Origin of the sequence: Ligilactobacillus sp. 110_WCHN, from assembly GCF_030518115.1 — a bacterium.
GTDB lineage: Bacteria > Bacillota > Bacilli > Lactobacillales > Lactobacillaceae > Ligilactobacillus > Ligilactobacillus aviarius_C.
Genome location: NZ_JAULLI010000009.1, coordinates 1 through 13774, shown reverse-complemented (window position 1 = coordinate 13774; position 13774 = coordinate 1). Strand labels below are relative to the sequence as shown.

The window sequence follows — 13774 nt, the reverse complement described above, 5'->3', positions numbered from 1 at the left end:
TTCTCTCACCTCTTATTTTTTTGCATCAAACCACGTATCGCCTGAAGCACTTTCAACTTTCAACGGAACGGCCAAATCAACTGCTGAATCCATCACTTTCGGAACGAGTTCTTTAAGCACCGGAATCTCTTCTTTCGGCGCTTCAAAAATCAGTTCATCATGAACCTGAAGCAGCATTTGAGCCTTTAATCCCTTTTCACGTAACATTTTTTGCATCCGAATCATCGCAATCTTAATAATGTCCGCTGCACTGCCTTGAATTGGCGAATTCATTGCCGTCCGTTCAGCGAATGACCGCAAATTATAATTTTTACTATTGATTTCTGGTAAATAACGACGCCGGTGGAACAAGGTTTCAACGTAACCCTGCTTCTTTGCAAGCTCGACAATCCCCGTCATGTACTTATGAACTCCTGGGAATGATTCAAAATACGTTTCAATAAATTTCTTGGCTGCTTTGCGGGTAATTCCAATATTTTGGGCTAAGCCAAAATCGCTGATTCCGTAAACAATTCCGAAGTTTACGGCTTTGGCTTGGCGCCGCATATTCGGTGTAACCTCATCTGGACTATCCAAATTAAAAATCTTCATCGCGGTACTTGCGTGAATATCTGCCCCGGTTTTGAACGCTTCCTGCATGTTTTCGTCACCTGAAATGTGAGCTAAGACCCGCAATTCAATTTGGGAATAATCCGATGAAAAAATCTGCCATCCTGAATGACTTGGAACAAATGCTTGGCGAATTTTCCGTCCTTCTTCAAGGCGAACCGGAATATTTTGCAAGTTCGGGTCAACCGATGACAACCGTCCCGTTGATGTCAACGTTTGGGTATACCGGGTGTGGACCTTGCTATCTTCCTTAAAGACAACTTTTAATAAGCCTTCAACATAGGTTGATTGAAGCTTTGAAAGCTGCCGGTACAGCAAAATATTGTCAATAATCGGATTTAATCCTTGCAATTTCTCAAGAACGCTGACTGCCGTTGAATACCCGGTCTTGGTTTTCTTAATAACTGGTAATTTTAACTTTTCAAACAAAATTACTCCTAATTGTTTAGGTGACCCGATATTAAATTCTTCGCCGGCTTCTTGATAAATCTGCTGCTCGATTTCAGCTAACCGTTCTTTAAACTCGCTGCGCATCTGCATTAACCGGTCAATGTCGACCTTAATTCCCGCAATTTCCATTTGAGCAAGAACAATCGACAATGGCCGTTCAATCGTTTCATATAATTCAGTCTGTTCATGGGCATCCAGTTCATCCATTAATTGGGATTTCAAATCATGAATTGCTTGGACTTTATGAGCCAAATGTTGCAAGAATTCTGGTTGATCAACTGGAACTGACCGCTTGGCGCCTTTACCGTACACATCTTCATCGCTTTGAACCTGATAATATTGATGCTCATGGGCAAGTTTTCCAAGATCATCACTGTTATCAGTATTATTTAACAAGTATGAAACTAACAATAAATCAAAATCAACGGGAGCCATTTGAATCCCAAGGCGATTTAATCCAACGTAATTTCGTTTGGCGTTAAAGACATCCATGGTTGTCTTTTCAAGCAGTTCTTTCAGAACGGGTTCTTTTAATAATTGGGGCTGATTTGAAACAAAGTATTTGTCGTCCTTCAAAATTGCAAACCCAATGATCGGCGCTTTATGATAATTTTCCCCGTCCATTTCAAGATGGAACGTGATTGAAGAATCATCTGGCTTTCCTAATTTCTTAAGGTTAGCCGCAGTTAATTCAGTATAATCGATTGCCGCGCTTTCTGAATTTGCCGCTCCCTGATTTTGATGAAGTTCACTCAAGAAACGGTTAAAGTCCATCTGTTGATAGAAACTTTCTAATTTTTCGTAATCAATTCCAGACCATTCAGTATCCTTAATGCCCACTTCGATTGGAGCATCTTGCCGAATTCGAGCAAGGTCCTTACTCATAAAGGCTTGTTCCTTATCCTCGATCAAATGTTCCTTCATCTTCGATTGCCGCATCTCGTCAATTTGGTCATAAATGCCCTCAATTGAACCATACTTTTTCAGCAACTTAATTGCGGTCTTTTCACCGACCTTCGTTACTCCGGGATAATTATCAGAAGTATCCCCCACAAGTCCTTTCATATCAATAATTTGCCGCGGATTTAATCCAAATTTTTCTTCAATGTGTTCCGGAGTGTACTCTTCAATTTCAGAAACCCCTTTTTTGGTAATTGCAACCGTTGTTTGATCCGTTGCAAGCTGAGTCAAATCCCGATCCCCAGTTACGATCGTAATTTGAAAGCCTTCACCCTCAGCTTCTTTAGCAAGGGTCCCAATAATATCATCGGCTTCATAATTCTTTAGATCATAACTTTTGATTCCGTAGTCTGTGAGCATTTCACGCAAAAACGGAAATTGTTCTGAAAGTTCTTGGGGCGTTTTACTTCGCTGGCCCTTATAGTCAGCATACTTTTCAGTTCGAAACGTTGTTCTTCCGGCATCGAACGCAACCAAAATATTTGTTGGATCAATTTGTTTCAGTAACTTATCCAACATAATTTTAAAACTGTAAATTGCATTTGTATGCAAGCCGTCATGGTTCGTAAACTTTTCAACTTGATTATAAAGTGCATAGAATGCGCGAAAAGCAACACTATTTCCATCAATTAATAATAATTTTTTCGTTGAATCTGTCATTAACCTTTTCCTCGTTCTTATTATTACCCTTATTCTACCAAATCATTCGTGCAAAATAAAAATCGCGGAAATTCCGCGACTTTCATTTTAGTTTTGATTATCGTTGTGGCCAAAGATCTGAACAAGGTAGATAAACATGTTGATGAAGTCAAGGTAAAGTTGCAAAGCACCATTGACTGCCAAACCGTTAACTTCATACTGATCACCATATTGAAGATAAATGTTCTTCATGTTTTGCGTATCCCATGCAGTTAAAATCGTAAAGATCACAACCCCAACATATGAGAAGATGTATTCAATCGCTGCACTGTGCAAGAACAGGTTGATCACTGAAACAATTAACAAGGCGATCAATGCAGCAAATGCCTGGCGTCCAAAACGGGATAAGTCTTTCTTAGTATTTAACCCGAACAGACTTAAAACAACAAAGACAACGGCTGCCGAAACAAATGCCATTGTAATGTTCTTCATTGTATAAACCGCCAAAATCGATGAGAAGAAAATTCCTTCAATTGCCGCATATCCAAAAAGCATTAAGATACTTGCAGCCGCCGACCGGTTAGGATTATATGACAATGAGAACACCATCACGATCGAAACGATTCCTAAAACAATCATCATTACTGGGCTGCTGAAAATCGTATATTGTAAATATTTAACCGTAATAAATGCCATAATGGCCGAAATTGCGATTGCCCCTGCCATGTAGCCATACATCCGTGACAGGAACCGGTTCAAGCCCTGCATGTTGACTGAGCTTTGTTGATCAAAATTATCCATAAAAACTCTCCTTCTAATTCATTGTAGGGAAGATTATAGCACACAAAAAAGGCTTTTTCCTAACATAATCCATTAGAAAAAGCCTTGTTTAACCTTAATTTTTGTTTAAGCTTAATTCACTAAGCAATTGTTCATAAACGCGTTCATACTTTTGAATATCGCCGGCTCCCATGAAAATCACAACGGCATCATGATAATCCAAAAGTGGTGACATGTTGTCAAGTTTCAAAACTTCGCCACCCTTAGTGATCTTCTTCCCAAGGTCAGCTGATGAAACATTGCCGCTATTTTCACGAATCGAACCAAAAATATCAGTTAAGTATACTTGATCAGCGATGTTCAGGCTCTTAGCAAAGTCATCCATCAATGCGATCGTCCGCGTAAAGGTATGCGGTTGGAAAACAGCAATTAACTTTTTATTCGGATATTGCTGCCGGGCTGCATCCAATGTTGCCCGAATTTCATGTGGGTGGTGGGCATAATCGTCAATGATGACCATATCAGCAACCGTTTTTTCAGTAAAGCGACGTTTAACCCCTTTAAAGGTCAATAATTCTTGTTTGACCTTGCCGAGGTCGATCTTTTCAAAGTAGCTGACCGCAATCACTGCCAACGTATTCAAAACGTTGTGTTCACCGAACAAGTGAGTTTCAAAGTTCCCTAAGAATTGATCGTGGAAGTAAACATCAAAACTTGAGCCGGTTGTTGTCCGTTTAATATTTTTGGCAACGAAATCATCGTTATCTTCTGTCCCGTAATAATAAATCGGAACATTGGCATTTAATTTCCGTAAGTTCTTGTCTTCGCCCCATGCAAAGATTCCCTTCTTAGTTTGCCGTGCAAGGGTTTCAAAGGCATCACACACATCATCGATTCCCGTAAAGTAATCCGGGTGATCAAAATCGATGTTCGTCATGATCGTATAATCTGGGTGATATGCAACAAAGTGCCGCCGGTACTCATCAGCTTCAAAAACAAAGAAGCGGGCATCCGGCGTCCCCTTTCCAGAACCATCCCCAACTAAGTAGCTTGTTGGTGAAACCCCACTCATTACATGTGCAAGGAGGCCGGTTGTACTTGTCTTTCCGTGAGCACCAGCAACGCCGATACTTGTTGTTTCTTCAATGATCATTTCGACAACTTCAGGGTAACGCATTACCTTTAAGCCCATTTCCTTTGCCTTCGCAATTTCTTCTTGATCATCGTTAAATGCGTTGCCGGCAACAATGATCATTCCTGGTTTAATATTGTCAGCATTGAAAGGTAAAATTTTGATTCCTGCTTGTTCAAGTCCACGTTGAGTAAAAGTATACTTGTCAATGTCTGAACCCATCACTTTACATCCCTTGTCATGTAAGATCAATGCAAGCGAACTCATTCCTGTTCCTTTAATTCCCACAAAAAAGTATGTTGCATCCATGTCCATTAGAAAAAATCCTCTCTTATCATGTCTTATCCATAGTCTATCATATGTTCAGTTAAAATTATTTATTCATTTTGCATTTTGTCTAATTCTTCTTCAGTTAAAAAGACTTTCCGCGGCTTTGAACCATGCGCTGGTGAAATGTACTGCTTTTTCTCCAACTCTTCAATGATCCGCGCAGCCCGGTTATAACCAATTGAAAATACCCGTTGAAGTTTTGAAGTTGACGTTGTTTCTTCGTTAACGATGTATTCGAGAACCCGTGGAAGCAACTCATCTTCGTTTTCGTGATTCAATTCTTTTTTCTTCAGGTTATCCGGATCAAATGCATAATGCGGCTTACCCTGCTTCTTAACAAAATCAACGATTTCATCAATTTTATCGTCATTGATATATGTTCCTTGAAGCCGAACTGGTTGGCTCTTCCCATTTCCAAGATAAAGCATATCACCTCGGCCAAGAAGCTTTTCAGCACCGGCAGAATCAATAATCGTGCGCGAATCAACTTGACTTGAAACCATAAATGCGATCCGAGTCGGAATGTTATTCTTCATCGTTCCGGTAATCACATCAACACTTGGCCGTTGAGTAGCGACCAGCAAATGAATTCCACATGCCCGTGCCTTCGCTGTAATTTGACCAATATAATCGGCAATTTCTGCCGAAGCGGTCATCATCAAATCGGCTAATTCGTCGATGATAATCACAATATATGGCATGTGAAGGCCGTATTCGCCGGTTTCCTCAACTTTCGCGTTAAAACTATCAATATCGCGAACCCCGGCAGCTGCTAACTTTTCATACCGGTTATTCATTTCTTCAACAGCCCACTTCAATGATGCCGTTGCTGCCTGCGGATCTGAAATTACCGGAGCAAGCAAGTGTGGTAATTCAGAGTACGGCGCTAATTCGACCGTCTTCGGATCGATCAACAGCAATTTAACCTGTTCAGGAGTTGCCTTATACAGAAGTGAGATCAGCAAACTATTAATAAAAACTGACTTTCCCGATCCGGTTGCGCCCGCAATCAATCCGTGCGGCATATCATGGATATTCGTCACTTGCGGAATTCCAAACAGGTCAACCCCTAACGCAACCGTCAATGGCGACCGTGCATTCTTAAACTGCGGCGAATTCAAGACCTCTGACAGCATGACCGGCCGCGAGAATTTATTCGGAATTTCGATTCCGACACTGCTCTTACCAGCAATTGGCGCTTCAATTCGGATATCCTTTGCAGCCAATGCCAGCTTCAAATCATCAGCTAAGTTCGTAATCTTGCTTACTTTTACCCCAAGGGCCAGCGTAACTTCAAATTGGGTAACGGTTGGGCCCACTGTCCAGTCTTTGACCTGCGCATCGACATTAAAGGCCTTAAACGTTTCATTCAAAATATCAGCTTGATTCAAAGCCCATTCTTCAGTCTGCTCGCTATCCTCCCCTACTGGTTCTGGAAGAAGCGATAACGGCGGTAACTGATATCCACGACCATGATTATCGACACAACTGTTAGTTACTGAAACCGGTTCCGGTTTCGGTGAGTCAAAAATCTTTAAATTCCGTTGCGCATTATTTTCTTCATTCATAATGTCGCCAAGCGATTTGCTCAACGCATGGCCTGATAAGTCATCGTTTTGGCTCTCAATTGGCGATTGAGAAGGTGCTGATTCAGTAGTTGCAGCTTCTGGAAGATGGTCTTCTGTATCGGCTGGTTTCTGCCCTGGTTCTTCAATCACAGGTTCAGCTTTCATTGAGCCATCCACCGAAGAATCCGTTTCAGGTGTCGATTTATCAGTATCATTTTCAGAACTGTTATCCGCTTCATCCATTTCAAGCTCTTCATCCGGTTCGCTCTCAGTCTCAGTTGCTGAAGCTTCATCAGCCTCTGGTTTAACCTGCTCAAATTCGTCATCATCAATTTGATGATCCGGAGCTTGAACATCTTCACTTGAATTCAAAGTTTCAGATTCATCGCTTGATGAAGACTCGAGCTGATGTTCAGCAACTTCATTTTCGTTCTTTTCAAGAGGACTTTCAGCCAAACTCGATTTCATCGGCTCCAGATTCGCTTGAGATGAGACCTGTTCTTCTTTTTGCGGTTCATCATCAACCGCTGATTCAGGTGTAAAATGAAGCAGATCAACAACATCAATTGAATTGACCGCATCATCAAACAACAGATAATCTTCATCTGCTTTCGTAATTTCAGTTACTAATTGGCGATACTTTTCTTTTAAGTTTTTTGAACCCAGCGTTAAAACTGAAGGCGGAATATAGCTAGGATGAAATTCCCGATGGCTATCTTCCGTTTGGCGTAATCCTTCAGCTGAGTGGTTATTTATTTTTTTCCGTGGCTTTTCGACTGGTTGACGCCGAAAAAAAGCCGGTCCATCATAATGTTCCATATTTTGTCATCCTAACTAAAAAAATTGGGCCAGAACCCAATTACGTCTAAAGGTTACCTAGCCCATTTTATCATAGATCACGCGAATTTTGCGCTTAATTTTTAGTAAATAATGTTGCTGCCTTATCAAAGTCGAATTCATCACCAACATGATATTCATCAGTTGGCAAAACCAAAATCCCACGCTTTTGCGGTGCATTTGGCAACCCTAATTCGCGGGCTGAACAAATCATTCCATCACTTTCAACCCCACGAAGTTTGCCATTCCAAATCATTGCGCCCGTTGGCATCATTGCGCCTTCCTTGGCAACCACAACGGTTTGGCCCTGTTCAATGTTGGGTGCTCCGCAAACGATTTGCAAAACTTGGTCATTATCAACGCGGGTCTTCGTTACGTGCAGGTGATCCGAATCCGGATGAGCTTCCATTTCCTCAACGTATCCGACAACAAATTTTGGTGTTTGATCTTCTTCTAAGAGATCTTCAAAGCCAACCTTCGTCAATAATTCGTTTAATAATTTAACTTGATCAGCAGTTAACAAAACTTGTCCCTGACCATTTAATCCGGTCAACGTTTGGGACACATCAAAAAAGTTGTAACCAAGTGTTTCATTCGTCTCACGGTTAAAAATGCGAACTACATTTTCCTTCTTTTCAGAAGATTGCTTGGCCGCATCCGGCTTGATCATCGTAATCAAGACATCGCCTAAATGTTTTGGATTATAACTTGAAATTAACATCGTCAACACACCCCTATTTAATATTCTTCAAAAAGTTTTCGACTTCTTCTTTCGTTTTCCGATCTTTGCTTACAAAGCGGTCGGCTTCCTGACCATCCCGGTACACAATAAAGCTTGGAATTCCCATTACATCAAGCGCTTGGCAAAGATCAATGTTTTCATCACGGTCAATTTTCAAAAATGTATATTCAGGAAAATCAGCTTCGATTTCCGGCATAAATGGTTTAATAAACCGGCAATCACCGCACCATGTTGCCGTGAAAAACAAAACATAATTTCCGGATGCAATCTTTTGCTTGAGTTCATCCATCGTCATCTTTGGTAGTTTTTCCATTACTCATTTTCCCCTTTCCGTTTGAAATGGACCTTTAACTTATAAATCGGGCCCTTTTTACTGAACTTTTCTTCGTATTCAGTCATCACGTTATCTTCAAGGTCTTCGCTTTGATGAAGATCAAGCCAAACCTGATCAAACCGCATTCCAAAGTTATTCATTGATGTTAGCGAATATTCAAATAATCCACGATTATCGGTTTTAAATTCAATATTTCCGCTGTTTTTCATCACGATTTGGTACTGCTTTAAAAATGTCGGGTACGTTAACCGCCGCTTAGCTTGACGTTTTTTCGGCCATGGATCAGAAAAATTAAGGTAGATTCCGTCAACTTCATCTTCTTCAAAGTATTCGGTCAATCCGGATCCGTCTGCCCGAACAAGCTGCAAATTCGGCAATTTGCGTTCTAATTGCTTCTTCAATGCCATTCCGGTAGCAACGGTCTGTAATTCCATTCCAATATAGTTATTTTCCGGATGACGCGCAGCCATTTCAACGATAAACTGTCCCTTTCCCATTCCGACTTCCACGAAAAGCGGTGCTGGTTTTTCAAACCGCGTCTGCCATTTTCCTTTAAACTGTTGCGGTTCAGTCACCACATATTGCGGATTTTCTTCAATTAAAGGTTTCGCCCACGGACGATTTCGAAGTCTCATTCAAATTTCCTCTCTAAAAAATCAGGAGGCTGTGCCACCGCCCAGCCTCTCAATCATTTATTAATCAATTTTATAATAGTCTTGTTCATTTACAATTGCTGCTAACTTAACGATGTCTTGGTTCATTTCATGGAAACGACCACGCCGGTGATGGTCCTCAATTGTTTCAATCATGTTTTCCATTGCGTACCAAACGATTCGCTTTTGCGTCTCGTCGCTTGGTTGACGACCGAAATATTGAGTCAACCATTGATTCCACTTCAAACGTGGGACATACTGGCACATTAACATGCTTAAATCCAATGCCGGATCAGCTAACTTAGCTGAATCCCAATCAACAAGATAAAGCTTATCTTCATCGGATAAGAGCCAGTTTTTGTGATTTAAATCGCCATGACATACTTCGTAATTCGAGCGTCCCAATTGCGGTTGATTACCCTTCAATGCTTTTAAGACTTTCGAAATTAAAGGATGATTTCGTAAATCCGGTGCTAATTCAAGATAACACTTATCGATCAAATCGGCAGGAGTCAGGGTCCGTCCACCAACTTGTTTCCACATCTTCTTTAATAATGAAGAATGATGAACCCGCCACAGTAAATCAGAAACACGCTTTTCCCGCATTTCTTCGCGTTTGAGGTTCCGTCCATTTAACCATTCCTGAGCGGTCAGGGTATCTCCTGACGTCATTCGTTTTGTCCATACCAAGCGCGGCGTAATTTCTTCAATCGAGAGCGCCGCCAAAAATGGTGATGTATTCCGTTTTAAAAATAAGCGTTTATCATTATTGACACCCATATAAGCCATTCCGGTGTCACCGTTAACTGGGAGAATGCGCCAACCAGACTTTTGATTGGATTCCATTTTGTCACTCTCCTCCTACACATATCGATAACTAATTAAAGTCTACAAAATACCTGCAAATAATGTCAAGCACCTTTATTAAATCTTTTATTAAGGCTGAAATGGGCAAGCAAAAGTTCAATTCCAACTGCCCCCATCACCAACCCAGCCGCTGCAGTCAATGAATGAGTTGCAATTAACAATGCTACGGTAAAAATCACAGCTTGAACAGCCGTTAATGCGCCGAGAATTTTCCGAAAACTTGCAAGTTGCTGGCTGAGCTTTACCGGATAAAGATGTGTAAAAACAATATCATAAAATTGGTTTGCAAGCGGAATCAATTGGAAACTGGTTAAGTAGATAAATAATAATCCGATCAGAAGACTTACCCACTTTAAATTGATGAACAACATCAACAAAATCCCAATGATCGTTAGCCGCATAAATAATCCACTATATTCCGAATTGCGCCAAAACCCACGCCAGTATAAATACTTATATGTTTGGTGTGAATCTTGCTGAATGCGCGGTAACAGCCAGTCCAAATAACGCCGCCGTTTGATTTTTTGATGGACTTCCGGAACATCCGTAAACAAACTGAAAAATTTGTAGGTCCGCATGACCCGTTTATCTTCGGCGGCAATTGCATCTTTCCATTTGAAGACGTGATAGCTCGCCTTTTTTCGCAATTGAAACATGCTGCCCCAACCAATCACCGCAATTCCTAAACTTAACCATGGACTAAGCAGGATTCCGCCCGCAATTCCAATCAGTGGAAGGCCCTGCTTTAAAAGTTGCATTTGACTTGAATTCCATCTTTGATCAAACAAACCAGTTTCTTCAAAAAGAAGCTGCATCCATTTAAAAAGAACCTGACTGATAAGTAAAACTGCCCAATCAAGCCATTTAAAATGAAGAACCCGAACTAAGAACGGGACCGTGATCAATCCACAGCCAATTTGAATTAATGCGGTCATCGTCATGCTGTGATGCCGGGCTTTGATCAAATAATTGTTAATGCGGTAATCATTTGGCAGTAAGAAAACAATATCCGGCTTTTGAAGAAGCGTTGCAAACTTTCCAATCTGTAAAATAACCATTAATGCGATGATTGCAACGAACCAATCAAGAAGTATCAGTGGATGAACGTAATGATCAATAAAATTGAAGTAGCCATAGCAAACGGCCCCAAAAACAAAAAAGAGCGCAATTACAAAATGGTCATTAAAAACATAACGCAAATATTTCAATAATTTTTGCTGATATTGACTGAGACGTTGATTCCAAATTTTATTCATTAGCCGACTCCCCTTGTGTCATTTCTAAATAAATATCTGATAAATCAGCATCTTGCTTATTCATTTGATCTTGAAGATCGCTCAAATCACCTTGAGCTTCAACTTGACCATGATTAAGCATCACAAACCGGTCGCAGATTTTTTGCGCAGTTTCAAGCACGTGCGTCGACATCAAGACAGCTGCTCCCCGAGCCTTAACTTCATCAATTAGGGACGTTAAATCCCGAATTGCAAGCGGATCAAGACCGTAAAACGGTTCATCAATAATAAAAATTTCGGCATTGGTAATAAACGCACAGGTGATCATTACTTTTTGGCGCATTCCCTTTGAAAAGTTTGCTGGGAACCAATCAAGTTTCTTATCTAACCGGAACATTTTTAACAACCGGTTCGCCTTGTTCCACGCTTCATCACGGTCAAGGTTATAGGCCATCATTGTTAATTCAAGGTGTTCTTTCAACGTTAATTCATCATATAAGATTGGCGTTTCCGGAATGTATGCCAACTTTGTTTTATATTTTTCAGGGTCATCAAATAAAGTGACCCCATCAATCGTAATCTCGCCCTTTTGCGGTTCAAGCAGGCCAATAATATGTTTGATTGTCGTTGACTTTCCGGCCCCGTTCAGTCCGATCAAGCCAACCAATTCGCCGGGGTGAACTTCAAACGAAACATCCTTAAGGACTGGGATTTGAGAATATCCCCCAACTAAATGACTCACTTTTAATGTCATATTCTTCGTTCCCTTCTACTATCCGTTGTTAGTAAAAATTATATCATGTATACTTGATTGTGAACGATAAATGAAAGAAGGATTATTATGGCTGACAATTGTGTTTTTTGTAAAATCATCAGTGGTGAAATTCCAAGTACAACGGTTTATGAAGATGAAGATGTGAAGGCATTTCTTGATATTTCGCAAGCAACGCCTGGACATACGCTTTTAGTTCCTAAAAAGCATGTTCAAGATATCTTTGAATACGATGATGATCTTGCTCAAAAAGTCTTAACTAAAATTCCAATGATTGCGCGGGCCGTTCGCAACTTTGATCCTGCAATTCAAGGATTAAACATCGTCAATAACAACGGGGAAGTTGCATACCAGTCAGTCTTTCATTCCCATATTCACTTTATTCCGCGGTATTCTGCAGATGAAGGGTTCTCAATGAATTTTGCTGATAATACTGCAAACTATAACGCCAATCAATTAGAAGAAATTGCTGCCCGAATCCGGACTAAATTGGAGAAATAATTATGAGAAAATTTCTTTTGCGTTTCATCTTAATTTCAGGAGCTTTAGCTGGAATTGCCTATTGGAAAAAAGATCAAATTCTGGACGCATTGATCCAACATTCGATCGATGTTGATCACATCAACGGATCAGTTGATAATGTCATTGATAAGGCTGAAATTGTTAAGCAAAAAGTTTCAGAAGCCAAACAAGTCTTTAATGATTCTAAAGATGTGATTCAAGATTTAGAATCAGATATTACCAAGTATTCAACCGATATTCAGCCGTTAATCGGCAACATCAAAAACGAACTCAAAGATAGGTAGATTAAAAACAGAATAATATATGAAAATTTACTGAATTTTATTCCGCCCTGCCTTTTTTATGGTATAGTTAGGAATGTTATTAAAAAAGAATAGAAATGGATGTGTTTATTTCTTATGAAGAAAATGAAAAAACTGCTTGTTGCAGCTTTAGGGGTTTTAATGGCATTCAGTTTAGCTGCATGTTCAAAGACCGTTGCCACAACTTCAGGTGGTAAGATCACTGAAAGCGAATATTACAACAAGATGAAGGAAACTCAAAGCGGTAAGCAAGTCCTTCAACAAATGATTTTAGACAAAGTGCTTGAAAAAGACTACGGTAGCAAGGTTTCAAGCAAAGATGTCGACAAGCAATACAATGCATTGAAGAGTCAATACGGTGCTCAATTCTCAACTGCATTGCAACAAAATAATTTGACTCCTTCAACATTAAAGGATCAAATTCGGGATAACTTGTTACTTAAGCAAGCTGTAATTGCAAACACAAAGATTACCAACAAGATGCTCCAACAACAATGGAAGAGCTTCGAACCAAAGATCACGGTTGCTCACATCTTAGTTCAAAAAGAATCTGATGCTCAAAATGTCATCAACCAACTTAAGCAAAACGGCAGTTACGACAACTTCAAGCAATTAGCTAAGAAGTATTCAGAAGATACTGCTACAAAGAACAAAGGTGGCAAGCTTCCTTCATTTGACGGAACAGACACTCAATTAGATAACTCATTCAAGCAAGCCGCATTCAAGTTAAAGACTGGTCAATTCACTGAAACCCCAGTTAAGACTCCATATGGTTACCAAGTTATCTACTGCATCAAGAACCCTGGCAAGGGTCAAATGAAAGACCACATCAAGCAATTGAAAGATCAAATCATCAATGAAGAAATGAATGATCAAGCAACATTGCAAAAGGTTGTATCTAAGGTATTGAAGAACGGTGACGTTTCAATCAAAGATAAAGATTTACAAAACATCTTAGCAAACTACACTGGTTCAGGTAACAATACAGGTGCAGCTCAAAACAATAAATAAGATTAGTTAAATAAAAGCCCTGCAGCGATTG

At 40.2% G+C, this 13774-nt stretch carries 13 protein-coding genes; 3 read left to right on the top strand and 10 right to left on the bottom strand.

The features are described from left to right. Positions 1–12: 12 nt before the first annotated feature. The 10 genes from polA to Q3C15_RS04330 form a co-directional block, all read right to left on the bottom strand. Complete coding sequence (gene polA, locus Q3C15_RS04375) at positions 13–2679, bottom strand: DNA polymerase I (RefSeq protein WP_289554809.1); 2667 nt, start codon at positions 2677–2679, stop codon at positions 13–15. An 87-nt stretch (positions 2680–2766) separates the two neighbouring features. Beyond that, entirely contained in the window at positions 2767–3459 is a 693-nt protein-coding gene (locus Q3C15_RS04370) for a Bax inhibitor-1/YccA family protein (RefSeq protein WP_204779107.1), read from the bottom strand. 94 nt (positions 3460–3553) lie between these two features. After that, positions 3554–4885 (bottom strand): UDP-N-acetylmuramate--L-alanine ligase, encoded by a 1332-nt coding sequence (murC, locus tag Q3C15_RS04365; RefSeq protein WP_064207732.1) that lies wholly within the window; start codon positions 4883–4885, stop codon positions 3554–3556. Between the two features lie 62 nt (positions 4886–4947). Beyond that, complete coding sequence (locus Q3C15_RS04360; protein WP_289554810.1) at positions 4948–7287, bottom strand: DNA translocase FtsK; 2340 nt, start codon at positions 7285–7287, stop codon at positions 4948–4950. 94 nt (positions 7288–7381) lie between these two features. Continuing rightward, on the bottom strand, positions 7382–8026 hold the full coding sequence (ytpR, locus tag Q3C15_RS04355; RefSeq protein ID WP_283602078.1) for a YtpR family tRNA-binding protein: 645 nt from the start codon (positions 8024–8026) through the stop codon (positions 7382–7384). A 13-nt stretch (positions 8027–8039) separates the two neighbouring features. After that, on the bottom strand, positions 8040–8360 hold the full coding sequence (locus Q3C15_RS04350) for a thioredoxin family protein (RefSeq protein ID WP_204779111.1): 321 nt from the start codon (positions 8358–8360) through the stop codon (positions 8040–8042). Further along, positions 8360–9016: a tRNA (guanosine(46)-N7)-methyltransferase TrmB gene (trmB, locus tag Q3C15_RS04345; protein WP_289554811.1), complete on the bottom strand. Its 657-nt coding sequence runs from the start codon at positions 9014–9016 to the stop codon at positions 8360–8362. Before trmB ends, Q3C15_RS04350 begins: the two co-directional genes overlap by 1 nt. Positions 9017–9076: 60 nt before the next feature. Then, complete coding sequence (locus tag Q3C15_RS04340; protein WP_283580378.1) at positions 9077–9880, bottom strand: phosphotransferase family protein; 804 nt, start codon at positions 9878–9880, stop codon at positions 9077–9079. 65 nt (positions 9881–9945) lie between these two features. Continuing rightward, positions 9946–11157, bottom strand: a complete 1212-nt coding sequence (locus Q3C15_RS04335; protein ID WP_289554812.1) for an ABC transporter permease — start codon at positions 11155–11157, stop codon at positions 9946–9948. Then, the gene (locus tag Q3C15_RS04330; protein ID WP_204779114.1) at positions 11150–11890 is read right to left on the bottom strand and encodes an ABC transporter ATP-binding protein; all 741 of its coding nucleotides are present in this window, start codon (positions 11888–11890) and stop codon (positions 11150–11152) included. Before Q3C15_RS04330 ends, Q3C15_RS04335 begins: the two co-directional genes overlap by 8 nt. An 87-nt stretch (positions 11891–11977) precedes the next feature. On the opposite strand from Q3C15_RS04330, the gene Q3C15_RS04325 reads away from it, so the two are divergent. The 3 genes from Q3C15_RS04325 (at position 11978) to Q3C15_RS04315 (ending at position 13743) form a co-directional block, all read left to right on the top strand. After that, a complete protein-coding gene (locus Q3C15_RS04325; RefSeq protein ID WP_204779115.1) occupies positions 11978–12409 on the top strand; it encodes an HIT family protein in 432 nt (143 codons plus the stop codon). 2 nt (positions 12410–12411) lie between these two features. Then, complete coding sequence (locus Q3C15_RS04320; RefSeq protein ID WP_302704349.1) at positions 12412–12714, top strand: hypothetical protein; 303 nt, start codon at positions 12412–12414, stop codon at positions 12712–12714. A 123-nt stretch (positions 12715–12837) separates the two neighbouring features. Next, complete coding sequence (locus Q3C15_RS04315) at positions 12838–13743, top strand: peptidylprolyl isomerase PrsA (RefSeq protein ID WP_064207757.1); 906 nt, start codon at positions 12838–12840, stop codon at positions 13741–13743. Positions 13744–13774 lie beyond the last annotated feature (31 nt).